This window comes from Endozoicomonas sp. Z74, assembly GCF_057680865.1.
In genome coordinates, this window is the sequence record NZ_JBLYZI010000010.1 from 62,078 (window position 1) to 82,452 (window position 20,375).

The window sequence follows — 20,375 nt, forward strand, 5'->3', positions numbered from 1 at the left end:
CTTGTCTTTGCCTCCCAAAACCTTCAGACAAAAAAAACCAGCCCTATGGACTGGTTCTTTTGTTTGGAGCGGGAAACGGGACTCGCTCTTGTCCGATCGAAAGACGACCCCAACCTTGCCTTTGCTTCCCAAAACCTTCAGACCAAAAAGAACCAGCCCTATATGGACTGGTTCTTTTGTTTGGAGCGGGAAACGGGACTCGCTCTTGTCCGATCGAAAGACGACCCCAACCTTGTCTTTGCTTCCCAAAACCTTCAGACCAAAAAAAACCAGCCCTATGGACTGGTTCTTTTGTTTGGAGCGGGAAACGAGACTCGAACTCGCGACCCCAACCTTGGCAAGGTTGTGCTCTACCAACTGAGCTATTCCCGCATTAAATGAGTCATTCGCTTTTTCAAGCTGGACACCACTTAAATAGTGGCGTCCCCTAGGGGACTCGAACCCCTGTTACCGCCGTGAAAGGGCGGTGTCCTAGGCCACTAGACGAAGGGGACGCAAACATCAAAAGATGTTTGGTGGAGCTAAGCGGGATCGAACCGCTGACCTCAACACTGCCAGTGTTGCGCTCTCCCAGCTGAGCTATAGCCCCACATAACGCTGATGAATTATGCCAACCTTCCTGAAAAGATCAAGCCCTCAACCGTTCGTAAACCGTTGAATTCATCCGCGAACGAGGCAGAATTCTATGGACTCCCCACCTTCCTGTCAACCCGAAAAGCACCCGCATAAACACCTACATTAACGCATCACTCCGGACACAAAATCCCTGTATTTTTCCCTGAGGAACCCCGCCAGTTGATTACCTGTTGGATCCTGATAGACAGCCCGAGCACGCTGAACCTCTTTCTCTCCCGCTTGAGTCCTGAAATCCGGCTTGGCTTGTCGAGACAGGAGAAACACTTTTTCCGCCACCGACTCTGCAGGCTCGCCACTATCAATACGCCGCCCCATCTTCTCAACAAAAGAGGCAACATGACTGGCCGCCTGATCCCCGCTAACCACTAAACTACCTACTCTGGCCCCATGAACCACATTACTCCGGGTGGCTCCCGGCTCAAAAACCAGTACATTGATCCCATAGTCTTTCAGGTAGCTGTTTTGACCCAGCGAAAAAGCTTCAACCGCAGCCCGGGTAGCCGAATAACCTTCCTGGAGCGCCCGAGGCTCAAAGGCCTGAACACTACTGATATTAATAATGGTTCCCCCTCCTGCTTTACGCATAAAAGGCACAACCGCCTGAGTCGTTCTCAGATAACCCAGAACATTGACATTGAACATGGGAGCCAGCTCCTTATCAATATCAATGCTTTCCACAGAACCCAGCACCATATACCCGGCATTATTCACCAGCAGATCAACCCTTCCCTCCCTGCGAGCTACTTCCCCTATTGCCTTTTTTACCGACTCCGTATCAGCTGGATCCATTTGAATCAGAAAATAAGAAGAAGGCTTAACACCTGGCACCGCTTTTCTTGTGGTTCCGTATACCCGGTACCCTGCCGCCCCAGAAAAACGCTCAACAATCGCCCTGCCAATCCCTGATGACGCACCGGTCACAAGAACCACCCTCTCAGGGAGAGCACTGTGCGCAGGAAAAACAACCAATAAGAGAAAGAACAACCAACACCGCTTCATCACCAGCCTCATGATGATTATCAAGTGATTAAAGTAGCTGTGTTTTCCAGACCGCTCCAGACAAGGAGCACTTGAATTTCAGGCAAAAAAAAACCGGCATAAAGCCGGTTATAAGAAAATGGCGTCCCCTAGGGGACTCGAACCCCTGTTACCGCCGTGAAAGGGCGGTGTCCTAGGCCACTAGACGAAGGGGACGCAAACCTTCGCATCTTCACACCAATGTATGAAGCTAGATTTGGAGCGGGAAACGAGACTCGAACTCGCGACCCCAACCTTGGCAAGGTTGTGCTCTACCAACTGAGCTATTCCCGCAGGGAAAGAAATTTAGAGACTTTCTTGAGGTCTTAAAAAGAGTGGCGTCCCCTAGGGGACTCGAACCCCTGTTACCGCCGTGAAAGGGCGGTGTCCTAGGCCACTAGACGAAGGGGACGCAAACCTTCGCATCTTCACACCAATGCATGAAGCTAGATTTGAAGCGGAAAACGAGGCTCGCTCTTGTCACATAAAGAGACGACCTCAACCTTGGCAAGGTTGTGCTCTACCAACTGAGCTATTCCCGCAGAAAAAGTATTTTACGGCCACTTCTTAAAAGCCGGAGCAGGAAACGAGACTCACTCTCAATAGCCGGGCGATCCCAACCTTGGCAAGGTTGTGCTCTACCAACTGAGCTATTCCCGCAGGGAAAGAAATTTAGAGACTTTCTTGAGGTCTTGAAAAGAGTGGCGTCCCCTAGGGGACTCGAACCCCTGTTACCGCCGTGAAAGGGCGGTGTCCTAGGCCACTAGACGAAGGGGACGCAAACCTTCGCATCTTCACACCAATGCATGAAGCTAGATTTGGAGCGAGAAACGAGACTCGCCCTTGTCACATAAAGAGACGACCCCAACCTTGGCAAGGCTGTGTTTCACGCAAAATATCTGGAGCGGGAAACGAGACTCGAACTCGCGACCCCAACCTTGGCAAGGTTGTGCTCTACCAACTGAGCTATTCCCGCAGAAAAAGTATTTTACGGCCACTTTTTAAAAGCCGGAGCGGGAAACGAGACTCACTCTCAATAACTGGTCGACCCCAACCTTGGCAAGGTTGTGCTCTACCAACTGAGCTATTCCCGCAGGGAAAGAAATTTAGAGACTTTCTTTAGGTCTTAAAATAGTGGCGTCCCCTAGGGGACTCGAACCCCTGTTACCGCCGTGAAAGGGCGGTGTCCTAGGCCACTAGACGAAGGGGACGCAAACATCGAAAGATGTTTGGTGGAGCTAAGCGGGATCGAACCGCTGACCTCAACACTGCCAGTGTTGCGCTCTCCCAGCTGAGCTATAGCCCCATATCCTTCGCAAGTCATCAAAGCATTAATGATCAATACTTTAACCTGCTGAACAATATCGTTTGAAGAAGTTGTTTTGCCTCCCCCGAAACGCAGGGCGAATGATATGGATGCCCCCCCATCCTGTCAAGCATCGCTTATGAAAAACTTTTTTTATGCTCGTTATGGTTATATAAAAACAAGGCTCCCGGCATTATGCCTTCCTGCATCAACGACTCTCAGAAGCCTCCTCTCTCACATCCCTGTGATTGCACGCTATCTGTATACAGTCAGCGCATTTAAGCATCTCATTGCATCAAGAAAGGGTTTTAAACTCTTTCTCTAACCTCTTCCCTTCTTTCTTGGAAACCCCACCCAGCACTTCAATAGCATGCCTTAAACGGGCACGAGTCATATCCGCCCCCAGAATCTCCATAGACTCCATGACCGACCAGGAGTTGGGTGTCCCGGCAATGGCCACAAAAATCGGATGATTGAAGTCACCCAACTTAATATCCATGGCTTTTGACAGCGCCTTGATTTCCCCAAAGATGGACCCACGCTCCCACTGCCTCAGCTGCTCCAGTTTCCAGAGAGTAAACTGAAGGACTTTCTTTACGTCCGTTACCTCCAGCTTTTTGTGAGCAAAATCATCAGACGACAAATCCAGCATGCCCGAGAACATAAACGCCGCCATGGGAGCAAAATCACTCATTCGCTCAACCCGTTCCTTGGCCAGAGGCAGAAACTTCATAATGTAATCGCTGTTCAGCAGCCACTGGTGAAGCCGATCAGCAAATGCTTCCGTTGTCAGGTTCTCTCGAATCCAGCTGGCGTTCAGCCAGGAGAGCTTCTCCTGATCGAAGATTGGCCCACCCAACGACACCCGTTTAATATCAAAACTGGCCAGCATTTCTTCCAGACTGAACTTTTCCCGCTCATCGGGCATAGACCACCCCATTCGGCCCAGGTAGTTAACCACGGCTTCAGGCAGATACCCCATATCCCGGTAATAGGTGATACTGGTCGGGTTTTTCCGCTTGGACAGCTTGCTCTTGTCCGGGTTTCTCAACAGGGGCATATGACAGAGGACCGGCATTTCCCAGCCAAAGTAGTCATAAAGTAATTGGTGCTTGGGCGCCGAGTTGATCCATTCCTCGCCGCGGATCACATGAGTGATCTCCATCAGGTGATCATCCACAACATTCGCCAGGTGATAAGTAGGCATACCATCCGCTTTTACCAGGACCTGCATATCCACCTGGGACCAGTCAATTTCGATGGTACCCCGGAGCATATCTTCCACTTTGCAGATGCCGGCCTCTGGCACCTTCATCCGGATAACATGGGGCTCACCCGCACTCAAACGACTCTGCACCTCTTCCTCTGAAAGATGCAGACAATGACCGTCATACCCCGGGGTCTGCTTATTAGCCATCTGTTCAGCCCGAAGTTCATCCAGCCTCTCAGAGGAGCAGAAACAACGGAAAGCATGACCTTTATCCAGAAGTATCTGTGCATGTTCCTCATAAACAGCACGCCGCTCGCTCTGGCGGTATGGCCCCCTGGAACCACCAACATCAGGCCCTTCATCCCACTCCAGCCCAAGCCAGCGCAGAGAGTCCAGAATCTGCTGTTCGGACTCCGGGGTACTGCGGGTCTGGTCTGTATCTTCAATACGAAGGAGAAATTCGCCCCCCTGGCTTTTGGCAAATGCCAGGTTAAAAAGCGCAATATAGGCAGTGCCCACATGGGGGTCACCGGTGGGGGATGGAGCTACACGTGTACGTACGGTCATGGGGATGTTTTCTCAATAAACCTTGAGCTTAACTGCAGCCACCAGAATCACTGGTAGAAATTCAAACATGCCATTATAACGCTTTATAGCGCCCACCCAAACCCAATGACTGCAAACTGCCTGCTGCTACTTACCTGCTGAACTATTTCAACTGGAAACAGTCCAATTTCGTAATAATTTATTTACTGACAATACGGTCAGCAGGGCTGTCATAAGGAGGAACCATGCACCCAACACCCCCCACCCCAATTCCTGGCGGTAGCACATCGAAAAACATTGAGATTTCTGGCAGAGGAAGGCCCCTCACCCACAGCCCTTCTCCAAGGGGCACGTGGTTAAGCCCATTTGATAGGAGGGTTGAAAAATGCATGACCACTTACAAAACCCCACCCACTTTTACACGGCAGGTTTCGAAAAGCTGCTCCCCCCAAAGGAGTGGGGTTATGACACAACCACCTGTTAGAACAACTAGAACAGAACCACTGCAAAAAGCCGAATCAGCCCCCACACAACCGACTTATATTCATTTTCGACAAGATGCAATCACTCACTTCTTCCCGCCACCAAACCAAGTGCCAGACCTCAGCCCAATAAACACCCCATCTGTCCCAAGGGCTTCCTCAAGTCTTTTATTCAGACAAATATCCAGAAGTGATCCAAGCATTCCAGAAAAACCCGTGAATAAAACTACGGAAAAAAAGAGGACTTCACATCATAAGTTAGATCGACAGTTATCCCAAAGCGACCCCCATCTTCCCAGAAGTCTACTCACAAAAAGCTCCGTCAGCCCACCCCCAGTAAAGTTGGAAGAGCCCAGTGAAGAAAACACAGGCTTCTTCCCAGATGAAATATTGCACACAGACTCAGAACAACAACTTGAAGGAGAAAAAGTCACATGGCTTTAAAGGAACCTTCTCATCCGCCCCATAGCAAACAGCAGCCCTTAAGACGGCTGCTGCATCCAAGCTCACACAATGACCGGTGTAATACTCAAGCAGGCTTCTTAATCCCCAGCTTTGCCATCAGCCAGCCAATGGTGGTTCCCTGAACCAGCAGCGAGAACAGAATAACTGCCAGCGTCATTTCAATAATCATTCGCTTTTCCGGCATAGAATTCGGAATAGAGAGCATCAGTGCCACCGGCACCACCCCCCGCAAGCCACCCCAGAACATCACCGCCTTGGATTTGCCATCCACTTTATCCCCAACGGGGATCTGATTGCTCACCGGAAGCAGCAGATAAACCACCAGGAATCTCGCCAGCAACACCACCACAATGGCAATCAGCAGGCTGGGATAAAAAGCCTGAAGGTGGTTGATGTTCCGGAACAGGAAGTCCTCACTCAGCCCCAGCAACAGGAAAATAAAGCTGTTCGCTACAAACGCCATAAACTCCCAGTAGGGCTCCAGATGGCGGATGGTCATAAAATCCGCCATGGCCCGTTTGCCATAGTTCCGGGTGATCAAACCGGCTGCAATCACCGACATAACGCCGGAGGTTTCAAACACATGATCAGCAATGATAAAGCTGGAGAAGGCCAGAATGGTGGTGTAGGCAATGTGGACGTAAGGCATACCCCGTGACAGCCTCAGAAGAACCAGCATGCCTGAACCAAGAGCGACACCCACCAGGATCCCGCCAAAAAACACCCGGAAAAATTCCACAATAGAGTCGATTACGGCGCTACCGGTCAAACCAAGCCCGGACTGAACAATGGCCAGCACAATCCCAAACATAACGATGGCGGTGGCATCATTAAAGAGGCTCTCAGCATCCATCAGCAAAGACATCCGCTCAGGCGCCTTAACCTCTTTAAAGAGCGCAATCACCGCCACCGGGTCCGTTGCCGAAATAAGCGCACCAAACAACAAGGCACCGGCCAGAGTCAGAGGGGTAAACTCACCCACCAGGTAACCCACTACCAGCGTCGAAAGAATCACCCCAAAAATGGCCAGCATCAATACCGGAACCAGCTCCCTCACCAGGGCAGGCAACTTGATATTGATCGCCGCTTCAAAAACCAGAACCGGCAGGAGCACATACATGATCAAATCATGGGTCAGTGAGTACTCAAGCACCGGTGACAGAAATTCAAAATGCTTCGCTGCAATCCCCAGCATCATGCCAATCACCACCAGGCCAATGGTGTAGGGAAAGCGAAGCTTCTTAAGTAGAATGGCCGATGTGGCTGCCAGCAGAAACAGGCCACAGAAAATCAACATGGGCAGTGCCAGACCGGCACCTGAAAACTCACTAGACATTTCCAGTTCCATCACTTTGCCGCCTGCCGTTCAGAGCCACGCTCTGGCCAGCAAGCGACCAGAACCGTTAGATGGGCTTTCGCACCCCCGGTTGAAAATAAAACCAGAGATACCGGATGGCGACATAAAAAACAATGACAGTCGCTACAAACCGCTCAATGCTGGCTAGCTTGATGATAAGCTCATAAGCCTGCAGATAGCCCTCTTCATAAAGAATATCTGCCAGCTTGACCAGTGCTGTAGCACCAATGACCATGGGAAAGGTAAATGCGGCGTACCCGGGGGAGAAGGGCAACCTTAACAAGCGGATAAAAGCCACGTAGACCAGGCTGGTCATAAAAATAGCCAATGGCACCAAAATAGCCATCAGCAGAAAGTCAGGCTTGTCCACAATGGACAGATAGCCTGCCAGGGAAAGGCTTGCAGGCGCCGCCATAATCGCAAAAGTGGGAAGGGCTGCGTCCGGGATAGTTTCCCTGAAAATCAGTCGGTAGAGCATAACCGGCAATTTTAGGAAATAACAACCGAGTCCGAACACAAACAGTATAAATACCATCTGCTCATGCCCCATACCGTGACTGGTGACCGCTGCCACGATAATACCCACCGGCGGCACAAACCAGCTGGGCACCATGTGGTGCAACCGGAAATCCACCACCCGGTGAACCACAAAACCCGCAAACAGGAACATGTGAAAAAAAACAGCTGACAACCAGAGCACCCTGGCAAACTCAGGCGCCAGCGACAGAAGCGACTGAGCAATCACCATGGTGGCCATGGCACAGGTTGGCATGACACTGCTGACCACCGGGTGCGCCAGCTCTTCCAGAAAAAGATCACGGTGGGTCATGAATTTCAGCAGGATCATGAGCACCAGCACACTGGCAATAGAAGCAGACCCCAGCTTGAAAACACCGGCCAGATGAGGCTCAGACAATGCCCATAACGCCCCGAGGCTGGCTATACCAAGAGCCAGCCCCCCTAAGGGCGTGGGTACTTTCCTGAGACAACGTCGTAGAGTGACCGGTTCCTGACCAGCCCTCCCCAGCGTGGCCGATGCCAGCGCCCCGCCTTGTTCATTCACCGACATCGTCATAGAAACACGCCTCCCAGGATCTACCAACAAGCCATGATGCACAGAATCATGCCATCAAAGTGAATGGAGAATTCGGCATCATATGGAATGGTTATAAAGATAGAACCAAACCTTAAATAAGGAAATTCAATTATTAATATAAAAAGATTCAATTATTCTTATACTTGAGCTTGCCACAGGATCATGGCGGGCGTTTTCCCACTCCGCTAAAGCAAAACAGAGATCATTCAGGAGGCAACGTGCATATAACCCTGAAGCAATTAAGTGTATTCAGAGCGGTCGCCACCCTTGGCCAGGTTCAACTGGCTGCCCGACAGCTGCATCTGTCGCAGCCGGCCACCAGCATGGCTCTGGCTGAACTGGAAAAACACCTGAATAACCCCCTCTTTGACCGGGCAGGTAATCGACTGGTCCTGAATAATGAGGGCAGAAAATTACTGCCTATGGCCTGCGAGTTACTGGATCGAAGCCTGGAGATTAACCGGCTTTTTTCCGGCGAGGGCCTTCACACTGGCAACCTGGTGATGGGGGCCAGCACCACCATCGGCAATTACCTTTTACCGGGGATACTGGCCCGGTTCAACAAGACGAATCCAGAGGTATCCCTTGATCTGAAAATCCACAACACCAGCACTATTATTGAACGCCTGGCCAGCCTGGAACTGGACCTTGCCTGTGTTGAAGGCCCTTGCCAGCACCATGAAATAGAATCCATCCCCTGGCTTAAAGATGAACTGGTTCTCTTCTGTGCGCCTGAACACCCCCTGGCCCAACTGAAAACAGCCACCCTTAAACAGCTGGAAAAAGCTCACTGGATTCTGCGCGAAAGAGGATCTGGCACGCGACTGCTCTTTGAACGCCACATCGGCCAGCACCTGCGACAACGCAACCTGCGAATAGAGCTCAACCAGACCGAGGCCATTAAAAACATGGTTCGTGCCGGTGCAGGCATCAGCTGTCTTTCAGAACTTTGTCTAGCCAACGAGCTGGCCAGGGGAGAGCTGTCCCGAATCCATATCCCCCGGCACACGATGACTCGACAGCTATGGCTGTTACTGAGCAGAAAAAAATACAAAAATGCTCTGGTCAACCAGCTACTGGCCCTGGTTTCTGAGGTTGCGGAGTAATGCTGTAGGCGTTGAAAGTGGCAACCACACTTTCTTGAACTACTTTGATAGTTCCAGCAAACCATCGTGACACTGAGCAGGCATGATTTTTCCTTATAAGCACCGGTTCCATAAGAACAGGCTCTTCTCCCATCTGTACCACATCATTCTGGCAGCCCTTTTACTGCAACTTGGCGCCTGCAGCAGTCAAATCAGCCGAACCGCTCCTGTCAGCAAGGACAAGGATCTGGCGGAACTTAAATCTTATTTTCTCGGTGAAATGGCAAACCGGGTCCAAAAAGACAGCGGACTTTCAACAGACGTCAGAAACAATATTATCCAACTGGGAATTTCCCCGCTACGAACGCAGCCAGAAATCAGGCTGTCTGGAAGCGACAGCATGGTCAGACCTGCAGGCGTAGGCCTTCAGAACGCATTCGAACAGGCTCTGGTCGGTGCTCTGGAACAGGGAAAGGTGCAGCAGGCCAGTGTAATCATTCACACCCGAAAACCCGCTACTCCCCTTTGCAACCCGCCCGGCAAGGCACTGGAGCAAACCATGTCGCCTCGCATGCAGCAGGATCCAAAACGCAGCAAAACCATTGAGGATCGAACCATCACTCTCAGAAAGCTGGCCAGCTACGGTCCTGCAGTTAAGTTGTATATTGCCTACCCGGAGAGAGGCTTCAGCCAGCGCTCTCCGGAAGAACAGAAAATTTACCTGGGGCTTGTGAACGATCCGAGCTATAAAAGCCTTCATGACACCCCACTGACCTGCACAGAAATGCCAGACGACATTGTTGGCGCCTCATATATCCTGAAAACAGCCAACGGCAATACGCTGTTTTTTGGCAACAATGCCGTGCAGGCCATTGACGCCACCGCACAAACCCATTGGCGATACTGGCTCGGTAGCTATTCTGACAAGCCGGTGTACCAGCGCTATCAGGAAGTCCTTTCGTATTTGAATAAATGCGGATTCAGGCTTACAGATCAACTCTAAAAAGGCACTGATGACTGCAATTAATAACGACACCTGACAATGATCCCCCAACAAAGAGACCTTATGTGACTTTGCGTCACCGGCACCGGCCCATTAAATCTCGATTCATACTTGCTCTTTTTGGGCTTTGATTGCAGATACTTGGCTTGCGGATAAAATAAAGGACATTAGTCCTAATTAATTAAATCCTTCAAACGTTCACACTAACCCATTAAGTATTTGTACCAAAATACACTATTTCCCTGACCCAGCCCCCATGACAAAGGGAAATTGTCGCTCTAAAATTCAGCCCCTCCGTAATCAACCCGGTAACAACACCCCATGGAAAAAGTGATTGAAACCCCTGACGCCCCTCCAGCAATCGGGCCTTACTCTCAGGGTATGCGGTTTGGCAACCTTGTTATCACCTCCGGGCAGCTGCCCATCGATCCGGAAACCGGTGAAGTCTCTGAGGACACCAAAGAGCAGGCTCACCAGTGCCTGAAGAACGTCAAGGCGGTCCTGGAAGCCTCCGGTAGCAGCATGCAACGGGTGAAAAAGGTAACGGTTTTCGTCCGGGATATGGAAGAGTTCAGCAATATTAACGAAGTGTACAAGCAGTACTTCAAAGTGCCTTTTCCAGCACGCAGCCTGGTCGAGGTCGCTCGCCTGCCTAAAGACGTGAAGGTCGAAATTGAGGCTCTGGCGACCATTGACTGAAAGTCATTGACTTAAATCAAGTCGCCAGCCGCAGACGGGGGGATTAATCCCCCGTTACCACATCAGGTCGTCCGGGATCTGATAATCCGCGTACCAATCCTCTTCCTCCTGGGACATCTCTTCAGACTTATCATTCTGCACGACAATGGCTTCAGGAATCCGCTCCGCAATCTTTGAAGCAACGGGTGCGGGAATCACGGCAAACTCCTCACCGGAAACGGCCAGAGCCAGAAGCCCACGGGTCAGCTTATCCAGCTGCTCCTCCGTCACATAGATCTTTTTAATCTTGTTGGCAAAAACAAATTTATATTCCGCCTCTCCCCGATCCCGTGAAATCGCATTGGTATCAATCAGCTGACGCACCTGAGCTTCAATGGCTTTGGCCTGACGCTCCTCTTCCAGCTTCCGGTTAAGCTCACGGTCTTTTTCCACCTGGGCCGCCTTTTCCTTTTCCAGCTCAAGGCGACGCTTTTCCTGATCCGTCAGCTCTCCGGTTTTGGCAGCCTGCTTCTTCTTTTTCTTGTTGCTGGTTTTTGCCTTTAAAGCCTGCTGTTTGGTGGCCAGGCCAGCCTTCATCAACTGGTCGCGAAGTGATTTACTCATAATGGTCTAACGGGTCACAGGATCAATGGTAAAGGAGGGATCTTAGCAATCTGGAGGGCTATCAACCAGTCTTCTGCAAATAAAGCCGGATTACCCGGCTTTATTTGCAAACTTCAGCGTTTACTTCATCAAGCCCTTCTCTTTAGCCTTGGCATCCCACACTGGAATCACCGTCTTCTTGAAATGCTCCTTATCCGCTTTAAGCTGGTCATGATCCATACCAATGTAGGCCTGGGCTTTGGCCTTGGTGGACAAATCAGGCATAGGTACAACACCTGTCACTCCATGCTTTGCCAAAACCCTGGACAACACCAGTCGGGCTTCTCCGGCTTTTTCAATGGCTGTCCCGAGAATCCTCAATGCTTCTTCCGGTGCATGAAAGAAAGCACCATGAGAGGCAATCGAGAAGTCCCAGCGCCACTGGGCATGGCGAATCAGGGTCAGGGCTTCCTTCATTTCCTTCTCAGAAGCACCGGCTTTCCAGGCCGCTCCAGCTTCAATATGTGCTTTGACAATCAGGTCTTCCGCCCGGATCTTCATTTCACCAATTTTGGCTCGATAATTCCCCACCATGCTCAGCAAATACGCTTCATCCTGGGTATGACAGGTTTTGCAGGTCTGGTCCATATTGGTCAGGGGGCTTCTGATCTGATGGTCTGTGTAGGTCACCCCTTTGTCCTTAACCTTGGGTGAGTGGCAGTCCGTACAGGAAACATTGTTTTTACCGTGCACCCCTTCCTTCCACATCTCCCAGCCCGGATGCTGGGCTTTCAGCATCGGCGCACGGGAAATGGAATGCGTCCAATCCTTGAACTCCAGCTCATCAAAATAAGCCTCCATATCTTCCACCCGGGTACCCTTGGCCCAGGGGAAAACCACCTCCTTGGTGTTATCGTCAAAATAATATTCAACATGGCACTGGGCACAGGCCAGAGACTGCATGTCTTTTTCTGTTGCCTTGGCCACATCATATCCTGACGCTTTAAGGCCATGATGCAGATAGGGGCGGGAAATTTTCACCGCCATCTCCGGACTGGCCGGATCGTGACAATCCACACAGCCAATCGGATTGACGATTTCCGACCCGCCTCTGGCCCACTTGCCCTTGAAATAATCCAGATACCCCTCTTCCTCCATCAGGCGGGGAACATCTGTGCTTTTACAGCTCCAGCAGGCCATGGGCATCGGCCCGTCATCATCACTTTTTGGCGCCCCAGTTCTCAGAGTATTTCGAACATCAGTCACCGCATTCATGTGGCCCCGAGGACCGTTGTAATCCTTGGAAAATCCGTAACCAGCCCAGAGTACAACCAGACGTGGGTCCTGTTCGAGCATGTCTTCAATGGGCGTATCTTTCGTCTTTTCCCAGGATTCGTACTGCCGGGGATACCCCTTAGCAAACTCAGAGCTGATGGTTTCCATCTTATTACCTGCCGAGGCTTGCAGGTCTCCCGCCGACATCATCAGCGCCATTGACAACCCCAGAGCAGCGCCCCCAAGCAGCCTTGAGCGGGAAATGCCCCTCACTCCCCCCCCTGAAAATGGTTGCATCGCCAAATGCCCACAGCGAAATAAAAGCCGCGGCATTTTCTTGGTAAACAGCCGTGTTTTTTTCATTTCTTTCCCCACTAAATCCGCTGATATTCGCCCGACACCACTATTGAGCCAGTGGTTTATTCATCAATTTGGTTTTAGGCAGCTGGTGTGCAATCCCCTGGTGGCAGTCAATGCAGGTCTGCCCCCTTTCAATCGCCAGGGTGTGCTGCTTTCTGGCCCACTCATATTGTTGATCAAGATTTTGTTCAAAGTGGATGTGGCAGGCTCTGCAGTTTGCGGAATCATTGTCTTTCATTTTCTGCCAGACTTTTTCCGCCATGGCCAGGCGATGGGCTTCATACTTTTCCGGTGTATTAATCTTTCCCGTCACCTTCCCGTACAGTTCACGAAGGCCTTCAATCTTCCTGACCACCTTGCCAAGGCTGTCATGGGGTACGTGGCAGTCCGCACAATAGGCGACTGTACCCGTGCGATTACTGAAATGAATGGTATTCTTCATCTCCTCCAGAGCATTGTTTTCCATCTCATGACAGCTGGTACAAAATTCATTGGAGCTGGTCACTTCCAGGGAGACATCAAACCCGGTTTTCAAAATCAGACCAGCCACGAGCCCAATCAGCACAAGCGCCCCCACCGAGAGCGTTGTCGATGGCTTTGTCAAAAAGCCAAATACACTTTTTTTATGAATATCCATCCTGAGCCATACCCCCACTTATCCCATGGTTATTGTGCAATCACTCAGGACAGGCTTGTGATGACGGGCATCAATAAAATCAATGCTACTGCCGTTTTTTACCCGATGGTGGGAACTGGCTCTCAGGCGGATGTGTGTTTCAACTCAGGGAAGAGCATTGCTGGTAGGCTTTGTGGGTATTAACTCCGGCTTCCATGCAGTCGTGCATTTTCAGGATACTGCCCATCCCTGTATATACCCTGAAAATTGCTCCTGCATTTTCAGGATACTGTCCATCCCTGGACATAAAAACCCGGGCAGTCGGGCAACTGGCCGGGTTTCGAAGGAGGCTGGATTCAGCAGTCAACAGCGCTAATGCACATCCTTCCAGAACTCACGCTTAAGCAGGTAAGCAAAGACCAGGAACACCAGCAGGAACAGGAAAACATAAATCCCAAGCTGCTTCCGCTCCTGTTGCATGGGTTCCGCTGAATAAGCCAGGAAGTTCACCAGGTCATACACCATCTGGTCGTATTCCGCCGGAGTCATACTTCCCTTCCTTTTGGGGTCCACCGTAAGCTCACACAGCTTCTCGCCAGTCAACGGGTCACGCTTTGTAGGGTCAGCCCCGTCGCAACTGTCAATCTGAACGCCCTGAAGCTCCAGAAGCACATGGGGCATCCCTACATCAGGAAAGACCTTGTTATTGACCCCATAAGGCCGTTTTGGATCTTCGTAGAATGTACGCAGATAGGTATACAGCCAGTCCGGGCCGCCCTTAACCCTGGAAACCAGCGTCAAATCCGGAGGTGCCGCACCAAACCAGGCTTTGGCCTCCACGGGGTCCATGCTGTTGTGCATTAAACTGCCTATTTTGGCGGTTTTATCGAACACCAGGTTTTCCATCATCAAGTCATGGGGAATGCCCAGGTCATCGGCCACCCGTTCATAGCGCTGGAAGCTGGTTGAGTGACAGGCTGCACACCAGTTCTGATAATACTTTGCACCTCTCTGGAGGGAGGCCTTGTCGGTAGGATCGACGTTGGCCTTATCCAGTGGGTACCCCCCTCCGGCCGCTGCCACCAGCGATGAAAACAGCACCGAACCCAGAAACAACTTAATGGTCAGTATTATTCTTTTCATTAGCCGGTCACCCTCTCCGGAACTGGTTTGGTTTTCTCCCAACGGGTATAGAAGGGCATCAACAGGAAAAACGCGAAGTACATCAATGTGCAGATCTGGGCAATCAGGGTATAGGTTTCCGTCGCAGGCTGCGTACCCAACCAGGTCAGCAGAATAAAGACGAAAGCAAAGACCACGATACTGATTTTGCTGATCCACCCCTTGTACCGCCAGGACTTCACCGGGCTCCGATCCAGCCAGGGCAGCACAAACAGAATGGCAATGGCTCCCCCCATGGCGATCACACCACCCAGTTTCGAATCAATGGGTCCGATATCAAAGGTGATTGCCCTCAAAATGGAGTAGAAGGCCCCAAAATACCAGACCGGCGCAATATGCTCTGGTGTTTTCAACCCGTTAGCCGGTTCAAAGTTGGCATGCTCCAGGAAGTAGCCGCCCATTTCCGGGAAAAAGAAAAGAACGCCACAGAAAACAAACAGGAAAACCACCACGCCCACAATGTCCTTGACGGTGTAATAAGGATGGAACGCAATACCGTCCAGAGGGACACCATCCGGCCCCTTGTTTTTCTTGATCTCAATCCCGTCAGGATTGTTGGAACCCACTTCATGCAGCGCCAGAATATGCAGCACCACCAGCCCCAGAATCACAATAGGCAGTGCCACCACATGCAAGGCAAAGAAACGGTTCAGGGTAATACCGGAAATCAGGAAGTCCCCTCGAATCCACTGCTGGAGATCCGGGCCAATCACCGGGATCGCACCAAACAGGGAGATAATCACCTGAGCTCCCCAATAGGACATCTGCCCCCAGGGCAGCAGGTAACCCATAAAGGCCTCACCCATGAGGGCCAGATAGATCGCCATCCCGAAAATCCACACCAGCTCACGGGGTGCTTTATAAGAGCCGTAAAGCAATCCGCGGAACATATGGCAGTAAACCACCACAAAAAACATAGAAGCACCGGTTGAATGCATATAGCGAATCAGCCAGCCGTACTCTACGTCCCTCATAATGTATTCAACGGAAGCAAAGGCTGCCTCGGCACTGGGCACGTAACTCATGGTCAGCCAGACACCGGTCAGCAACTGATTGACCAATACCAGCAACGCCAGGGAGCCGAAAAAATACCAGAAATTAAAATTCTTGGGTGCGTAATACTTGCTGAGATGCTTTTCCCACGCCTGGGTGACGGGAAGCCTGGCATCCACCCAGTCCATTAACTTGTTTCCCATCACGCATTCTCCTCATCTTGGCCGATAATCACGACATCATCGCTTTCAAAGGAGTAGGGAGGCACCACCAGGTTGGTTGGGGCAGGAACTCCTTTATAAACCCGGCCCGCCAGGTCAAACTTTGAACCATGACAGGGGCAGTGATACCCCCCCTTCCAGTTGGCATCAAACTCCATGGGCTTGACTTCAGGCAGATATTTAGGAGAACACCCGAGATGAGTACAGAGCCCAACCAGAATCAGGTATTCGTCTTTCAGGGAACGGGCCTTGTTTTTGGCATAGGAGGGTTGTTCTGATTTTTCCGAGCCTGGATCCCGCACGCGGTCATCTAGAGATGAAAGGGCATCCACCATATCCTTTGTACGACGCACTACGAATACCGGTTTTCCCCGCCATTCATAAACCACCTGCTGGCCAGGTTCCAGCTTACTGAGATTCACCTTGACCGGTGCACCCGCGGCCTTTGCCTTTGCACTTGGGTTCCATGACTTGACAAAGGGTGTGGCAACCCCGACAGCACCGGCAGCCCCCACCACCGAAGTCGCTGCCACGAGAAAGCGGCGCCGGCCTTTGTTTACGCCGTTGTCACTCATTAACCTACTCTCCCCATCCGGGCTGTACGCCCAATGACTTCTTTTTGTTCATGGGTGGGATACTGGCAGGAAAGTCCCTTATTTCCAGAGTCCCCGCTCAAGGGCATTGAACACCCTGCAAACCGGGAAACACCTGGCGCTGGACATAATATAACAGCAGCACCAGGGCAATACTCTCCCCCAGATAAAGCCGCCCTCGCATTATACCTACCCACATAAGCGGCAGTGCGTAATGATACTGGTTTTAGCCCATAAAAAAAATGCCCTCAGCTCAAACCAGGACATTCTTTATCATTTTTTAAAGACCGATTTGGAAAGGTAGTGTTGTTATAACAGCCATAGAATCGAGTTTTTTCGAGATACCGTACATCCCTGACATATCCTGAAAATTGCTCCACGGCTTTGGCATCCTGCGTCGCCCTACCTCCCACATCCATGTGGTCGTGCATTTTCAGGATACAGGCCATCCATAGCATATACTGGCAACCGCTCCACGGTAACTGCTCCATGCGTTACTCTAGCTCCCACATCCATGTGGTCGTGCGTTGCCAGCATACATTACATCCCTGGCCATACCCCGAAAACCGCTCCATGCGTTTTCGGGATACCATACATCCCTGATATATCCTGAAAATTGCTCCTGCATTTTCAGGATACAGGCCATCCATGGCCATAAAAAAACGCCCTGCACAAAAATGTGCAGGGCGTTTTTCGATACTCTTTGACACTCTTGCCAAAGGTTACAAAAACCAATGGCAACAGTATCGCAGAAACCGTATCAACGCTTGGAGAACTGTGGACGCTTACGAGCTTTACGCAGACCCACTTTCTTACGCTCAACTTCACGAGCGTCACGGGTTACGTAACCAGCTTTACGCAGCGGTGAGCGCAGAGTCTCATCATACTGCATCAGCGCACGGGTAATACCATGACGAATGGCACCCGCCTGACCGGAGCCGCCGCCACCAGATACAGTGATCTTGATGTCGAACTTCTCAGTCAGTTCAGTCAGTTCCAGAGGCTGACGCACAACCATGCGAGCAGTTTCACGACCGAAGTATTCATCCAGAGAACGACCGTTGACAGTAATGTTGCCAGAGCCATTTCTCAGGAAAACACGTGCGGTAGAGGACTTACGACGTCCAGTTCCGTAGTATTGTGTTACAGACATAACCACCCCTGATTAAATTTCCAGTTGCTGAGGCTGCTGAGCAGCATGTGGATGCTCGCTTCCGGCGTACACCTTCAGCTTACGGTACATGTCGCGACCCAGAGCGTTCTTGGGCAGCATCCCCTTAACAGCCAGCTCGATAACCATCTCAGGCTTGTGGTCGATCAGCTTGTCAAAGCTCATGGACTTCAGGCCGCCGATGTAACCGGTATGGCGGTGGTACATCTTGTCAGTAGACTTACGTCCGGTAACACGTACTTTGCCGGCGTTAACCACTACGATGTAATCACCAGTGTCCACATGAGGTGTGTACTCTGGCTTGTGCTTGCCGCGCAGACGAGAGGCAATCTCGGTTGCCAGACGACCCAGCGTCTTGCCTTCGGCATCAACTACGAACCAGTCACGTTTTACGGTTTCTGGCTTAGCGCTAAAAGTTTTCATTAAATCCGCCTCAATGGTATCGCTTGCGCAACACCTGTTCTAACTTGGCCGTCCCCTGCTGGACAAGAGCCAGGCTAACAGCCCCATACCCAGCCAAAACCGGCCTGTTCAAAACATTGGGCGCTCAATCGGGAAACGGGAGCGGTATTATAGCTTCTGGGCTGAGGAAAGAAAGCCCCCTGACCCACCCTCGCCAGGATTATTTACTTCATCATTGGCTATCTTGAGTGCCCAAGCACCCGTTCCGGCGCTGGCCAGCAATGATGAACAACAGCAGCAGCAGTCCTGACAGAGAAGCACAGACCAGCAATACCGTAAAAAAGCCACTCCAGTGAAAATACTCCAGCACTTTCGCCACAGGATAACCGGCCAGTGCCGCCCCAAGATAAGAAAAGAGCCCGGTAAACCCTGTGGCTGCTCCCGCCGCCTCCTTATGGGAACATTCTGCGGCGGCCATACCGATCAGCATCTGGGGACCAAACACAAAGAACCCAAGTGCCATAAAACAGCCTGCCTGCATTATATAGGTGTGACTGGATATTCCCCATAATGCTACGGCAGACACCAGCACCCCAAGGGAAAAAATAAAATTCATGGGGCCACGCTCCCCACCAAAAAAACGATCAGATCCCCAGCCCGCCATTAATGAACCCGCAAAACCTCCAATCTCAAACATGGATACCGCCGAGTTAGCCGTCAGCAGATCATACCCGTGGACCTCGGTCAGATAGAGATTTCCCCAGTCGTTAATACCGGTTCGAACGATGTACACAAGGACGGAAGACCAGGCCAACAGCCAGACCAGACGATTGGTTAATACATAGTTAACCAGTATGTTGGTCGTGGAGAGCCCACTGGGCTGTTTCTCCTGCCGGATTTGCAGCTCATCATTTCGCCACTGCCCAACGGTTGGCAACCCCAATGTGCCAGGGTTGTCCCGGAGCCTCCAGCAGGCAAGCAGGCCAACCATGATGGCCAGAAAGCCAGGCACGAGAAGGCCATACCTCCAGCCATAATGCAGCGCAAAAAAACCCACCAGCAGCGGGATAAGAGCCCCTCCAACATTGTGGGCGGTATTCCAGACCGCCCACCAGAGCCCTCTTTCTGAACGAGAGTACCATGTAGTTAACAGCTTTGAGCAGGGTGGCCACCCCCATCCCTGAAAGAAGGCATTCAGGCTCCAGAACAAAGCAAAGGCAAGCAGGGAAGACGAAAGGCCAAAACAGATATTAAACACCCCTGTGGCAATCAGGCCCACTCCCATAAAATACCGGGGGTTAGATCGATCACTGATCACTCCAGAGAAAAATTTGGAACAGCCATAAATCACATAGAAAAGAGTAGCCAGCCCACCCACATCCGACTTATCCAGATGCAGCTCCTCAATCATGGCCGGCATGGCAAAATTAAAGCTCTTGCGGGTAAAGTAAAAGGTGGCATATCCGGCATACATAGCGAGCATGATATGGACCCGCCAGTAACGATAAGCCTGATTGACGGTTTCGACGTCCTCTATAAGCGGGCGCTGTTTTGCGGTTTTAAATAGTCCAAACATTATCGCAGCCTGTTATAGCTAACCTATTCCATAACCCGCCGCCCCCACAAAAACGAACAAAAGGGCGAATAAGGTCTAACCACACACCCATTTAAAGTAGCAAGCTGCAATAGAATGACAAATCATCACCCCATAAGAATCCATTATTAAAAACGGGCACCGAAGCTGTTGCTGCGGTGCCCGCCATACACAAGAGAAATAAAAAGAACAGGATAACTATTTACACTGACGCAATCGGGAGTCGTAGTCCTGTTTCAACTGCATAAAAGCCTGATTTGATCCCGAAGGGCGATCAGGGTGGTACTTGACAGAGAGCTTTCGAAACGCCTTGGTCAAATGACCACAATCAACACTGGCCAAGCCATCCGGGTTATATGTAGTAGTTCAGACCTGATCTGACAGTCACCGATTTTTCAGAGGGTGTCTGTCAGGTCAAATTCAGGCTACAAATTTTTCCTTCCAGATCTCTTTGCCATCTATCAGAGTTTCCATTGGCGTTCTT

17 protein-coding genes and 13 tRNA genes are annotated in these 20,375 nt (G+C 51.0%); 4 read left to right on the forward strand and 26 right to left on the reverse strand.

Translation table 11 applies throughout. The features are described from left to right. Positions 1-296: 296 nt before the first annotated feature. From ACNRUY_RS04820 to gltX, 15 genes are all read right to left on the reverse strand, one after another. Positions 297-372 (reverse strand) — tRNA-Gly (locus ACNRUY_RS04820). A 46-nt stretch (positions 373-418) separates the two neighbouring features. Continuing rightward, a tRNA-Glu gene (locus ACNRUY_RS04825) sits at positions 419-494 on the reverse strand. A gap of 19 nt (positions 495-513) precedes the next feature. Further along, positions 514-589: transfer RNA gene (locus ACNRUY_RS04830), tRNA-Ala, on the reverse strand. A 149-nt stretch (positions 590-738) separates the two neighbouring features. Further along, entirely contained in the window at positions 739-1,557 is an 819-nt protein-coding gene (locus tag ACNRUY_RS04835; protein ID WP_488110518.1) for an SDR family NAD(P)-dependent oxidoreductase, read from the reverse strand. Between the two features lie 197 nt (positions 1,558-1,754). Continuing rightward, positions 1,755-1,830: transfer RNA gene (locus tag ACNRUY_RS04840), tRNA-Glu, on the reverse strand. 41 nt (positions 1,831-1,871) lie between these two features. Next, positions 1,872-1,947, reverse strand: a tRNA-Gly gene (locus ACNRUY_RS04845). 42 nt (positions 1,948-1,989) lie between these two features. Continuing rightward, positions 1,990-2,065, reverse strand: a tRNA-Glu gene (locus tag ACNRUY_RS04850). A gap of 44 nt (positions 2,066-2,109) precedes the next feature. Next, positions 2,110-2,195 (reverse strand) — tRNA-Gly (locus ACNRUY_RS04855). Positions 2,196-2,231: 36 nt separating this feature from the next. Further along, positions 2,232-2,313 (reverse strand) — tRNA-Gly (locus tag ACNRUY_RS04860). 42 nt (positions 2,314-2,355) lie between these two features. Continuing rightward, positions 2,356-2,431 (reverse strand) — tRNA-Glu (locus tag ACNRUY_RS04865). 122 nt (positions 2,432-2,553) lie between these two features. Continuing rightward, positions 2,554-2,629: transfer RNA gene (locus ACNRUY_RS04870), tRNA-Gly, on the reverse strand. 36 nt (positions 2,630-2,665) lie between these two features. Continuing rightward, a tRNA-Gly gene (locus ACNRUY_RS04875) sits at positions 2,666-2,747 on the reverse strand. A 41-nt stretch (positions 2,748-2,788) separates the two neighbouring features. Next, positions 2,789-2,864 (reverse strand) — tRNA-Glu (locus ACNRUY_RS04880). 19 nt (positions 2,865-2,883) lie between these two features. Then, positions 2,884-2,959 (reverse strand) — tRNA-Ala (locus ACNRUY_RS04885). Positions 2,960-3,254: 295 nt separating this feature from the next. After that, entirely contained in the window at positions 3,255-4,736 is a 1,482-nt protein-coding gene (gene gltX / locus ACNRUY_RS04890; RefSeq protein WP_488110519.1) for a glutamate--tRNA ligase, read from the reverse strand. A 224-nt stretch (positions 4,737-4,960) separates the two neighbouring features. Here gltX and ACNRUY_RS04895 point away from each other — a divergent pair, with 224 nt between their 5' ends. Further along, entirely contained in the window at positions 4,961-5,641 is a 681-nt protein-coding gene (locus tag ACNRUY_RS04895) for a hypothetical protein (protein WP_488110520.1), read from the forward strand. 85 nt (positions 5,642-5,726) lie between these two features. Here the strand turns inward: ACNRUY_RS04895 and ACNRUY_RS04900 are convergent, their stop codons facing one another. After that, the gene (locus tag ACNRUY_RS04900) at positions 5,727-6,998 is read right to left on the reverse strand and encodes a cation:proton antiporter (RefSeq protein ID WP_488110521.1); all 1,272 of its coding nucleotides are present in this window, start codon (positions 6,996-6,998) and stop codon (positions 5,727-5,729) included. Positions 6,999-7,065: 67 nt separating this feature from the next. Beyond that, on the reverse strand, positions 7,066-8,094 hold the full coding sequence (locus tag ACNRUY_RS04905) for a TDT family transporter (RefSeq protein ID WP_488110522.1): 1,029 nt from the start codon (positions 8,092-8,094) through the stop codon (positions 7,066-7,068). A 239-nt stretch (positions 8,095-8,333) separates the two neighbouring features. Between ACNRUY_RS04905 and ACNRUY_RS04910 the strand changes: the two genes are divergently transcribed. From ACNRUY_RS04910 to ACNRUY_RS04920, 3 genes are all read left to right on the forward strand, one after another. Further along, positions 8,334-9,221 carry a LysR family transcriptional regulator gene (locus ACNRUY_RS04910; RefSeq protein ID WP_488110523.1) on the forward strand — a complete coding sequence of 296 codons (888 nt, stop codon included), beginning with the start codon at positions 8,334-8,336 and terminating at the stop codon, positions 9,219-9,221. A gap of 379 nt (positions 9,222-9,600) precedes the next feature. Then, the gene (locus ACNRUY_RS04915; RefSeq protein ID WP_488110524.1) at positions 9,601-10,203 is read left to right on the forward strand and encodes a hypothetical protein; all 603 of its coding nucleotides are present in this window, start codon (positions 9,601-9,603) and stop codon (positions 10,201-10,203) included. A gap of 321 nt (positions 10,204-10,524) precedes the next feature. After that, positions 10,525-10,902, forward strand: coding sequence for a RidA family protein (locus tag ACNRUY_RS04920; RefSeq protein ID WP_488110525.1), 378 nt, complete (start codon positions 10,525-10,527; stop codon positions 10,900-10,902). Between the two features lie 54 nt (positions 10,903-10,956). On the opposite strand, the gene ACNRUY_RS04925 is transcribed toward ACNRUY_RS04920, so the two are convergent. From ACNRUY_RS04925 to uhpC, 9 genes are all read right to left on the reverse strand, one after another. Then, positions 10,957-11,505 carry a DUF2058 domain-containing protein gene (locus ACNRUY_RS04925; RefSeq protein WP_488110526.1) on the reverse strand — a complete coding sequence of 183 codons (549 nt, stop codon included), beginning with the start codon at positions 11,503-11,505 and terminating at the stop codon, positions 10,957-10,959. A 120-nt stretch (positions 11,506-11,625) separates the two neighbouring features. Then, positions 11,626-13,056: an ammonia-forming cytochrome c nitrite reductase gene (gene nrfA / locus ACNRUY_RS04930; protein ID WP_488110527.1), complete on the reverse strand. Its 1,431-nt coding sequence runs from the start codon at positions 13,054-13,056 to the stop codon at positions 11,626-11,628. A gap of 106 nt (positions 13,057-13,162) precedes the next feature. Further along, positions 13,163-13,756 carry a NapC/NirT family cytochrome c gene (locus tag ACNRUY_RS04935; RefSeq protein WP_488110528.1) on the reverse strand — a complete coding sequence of 198 codons (594 nt, stop codon included), beginning with the start codon at positions 13,754-13,756 and terminating at the stop codon, positions 13,163-13,165. A 351-nt stretch (positions 13,757-14,107) separates the two neighbouring features. Beyond that, entirely contained in the window at positions 14,108-14,878 is a 771-nt protein-coding gene (locus tag ACNRUY_RS04940; protein ID WP_488110529.1) for a cytochrome c1, read from the reverse strand. Beyond that, complete coding sequence (locus ACNRUY_RS04945; RefSeq protein ID WP_488110530.1) at positions 14,878-16,113, reverse strand: cytochrome b; 1,236 nt, start codon at positions 16,111-16,113, stop codon at positions 14,878-14,880. Before ACNRUY_RS04945 ends, ACNRUY_RS04940 begins: the two co-directional genes overlap by 1 nt. After that, positions 16,113-16,706 carry a ubiquinol-cytochrome c reductase iron-sulfur subunit gene (gene petA / locus ACNRUY_RS04950; RefSeq protein WP_488110531.1) on the reverse strand — a complete coding sequence of 198 codons (594 nt, stop codon included), beginning with the start codon at positions 16,704-16,706 and terminating at the stop codon, positions 16,113-16,115. The genes ACNRUY_RS04945 and petA overlap by 1 nt, the downstream gene beginning before the upstream one ends. A 778-nt stretch (positions 16,707-17,484) precedes the next feature. Further along, entirely contained in the window at positions 17,485-17,877 is a 393-nt protein-coding gene (gene rpsI, locus ACNRUY_RS04955) for a 30S ribosomal protein S9 (RefSeq protein WP_488110532.1), read from the reverse strand. A gap of 12 nt (positions 17,878-17,889) precedes the next feature. Continuing rightward, positions 17,890-18,318: a 50S ribosomal protein L13 gene (gene rplM / locus ACNRUY_RS04960; protein ID WP_488110533.1), complete on the reverse strand. Its 429-nt coding sequence runs from the start codon at positions 18,316-18,318 to the stop codon at positions 17,890-17,892. Between the two features lie 211 nt (positions 18,319-18,529). Next, positions 18,530-19,873, reverse strand: coding sequence for an MFS transporter family glucose-6-phosphate receptor UhpC (gene uhpC / locus ACNRUY_RS04965; RefSeq protein ID WP_488110534.1), 1,344 nt, complete (start codon positions 19,871-19,873; stop codon positions 18,530-18,532). Between the last annotated feature and the right edge of the window lie 502 nt (positions 19,874-20,375).

Excerpts from the sequence above, each read along its gene's own strand:
- gltX (WP_488110519.1), bottom strand. The coding sequence starts at position 4,736 with ATGACCGTACGTACACGTGTAGCTCCATCCCCCACCGGTGACCCCCAT.
- ACNRUY_RS04895 (WP_488110520.1), top strand. The coding sequence starts at position 4,961 with ATGCACCCAACACCCCCCACCCCAATTCCTGGCGGTAGCACATCGAAA.
- ACNRUY_RS04900 (WP_488110521.1), bottom strand. The coding sequence starts at position 6,998 with ATGTCTAGTGAGTTTTCAGGTGCCGGTCTGGCACTGCCCATGTTGATT.
- ACNRUY_RS04905 (WP_488110522.1), bottom strand. The coding sequence starts at position 8,094 with ATGACGATGTCGGTGAATGAACAAGGCGGGGCGCTGGCATCGGCCACG.
- ACNRUY_RS04915 (WP_488110524.1), top strand. The coding sequence starts at position 9,601 with ATGGTCAGACCTGCAGGCGTAGGCCTTCAGAACGCATTCGAACAGGCT.
- ACNRUY_RS04920 (WP_488110525.1), top strand. The coding sequence starts at position 10,525 with ATGGAAAAAGTGATTGAAACCCCTGACGCCCCTCCAGCAATCGGGCCT.
- ACNRUY_RS04925 (WP_488110526.1), bottom strand. The coding sequence starts at position 11,505 with ATGAGTAAATCACTTCGCGACCAGTTGATGAAGGCTGGCCTGGCCACC.
- nrfA (WP_488110527.1), bottom strand. The coding sequence starts at position 13,056 with ATGCAACCATTTTCAGGGGGGGGAGTGAGGGGCATTTCCCGCTCAAGG.
- ACNRUY_RS04935 (WP_488110528.1), bottom strand. The coding sequence starts at position 13,756 with ATGGATATTCATAAAAAAAGTGTATTTGGCTTTTTGACAAAGCCATCG.
- ACNRUY_RS04940 (WP_488110529.1), bottom strand. The coding sequence starts at position 14,878 with ATGAAAAGAATAATACTGACCATTAAGTTGTTTCTGGGTTCGGTGCTG.
- ACNRUY_RS04945 (WP_488110530.1), bottom strand. The coding sequence starts at position 16,113 with ATGGGAAACAAGTTAATGGACTGGGTGGATGCCAGGCTTCCCGTCACC.
- petA (WP_488110531.1), bottom strand. The coding sequence starts at position 16,706 with ATGAGTGACAACGGCGTAAACAAAGGCCGGCGCCGCTTTCTCGTGGCA.
- rpsI (WP_488110532.1), bottom strand. The coding sequence starts at position 17,877 with ATGTCTGTAACACAATACTACGGAACTGGACGTCGTAAGTCCTCTACC.
- rplM (WP_488110533.1), bottom strand. The coding sequence starts at position 18,318 with ATGAAAACTTTTAGCGCTAAGCCAGAAACCGTAAAACGTGACTGGTTC.
- uhpC (WP_488110534.1), bottom strand. The coding sequence starts at position 19,873 with ATGTTTGGACTATTTAAAACCGCAAAACAGCGCCCGCTTATAGAGGAC.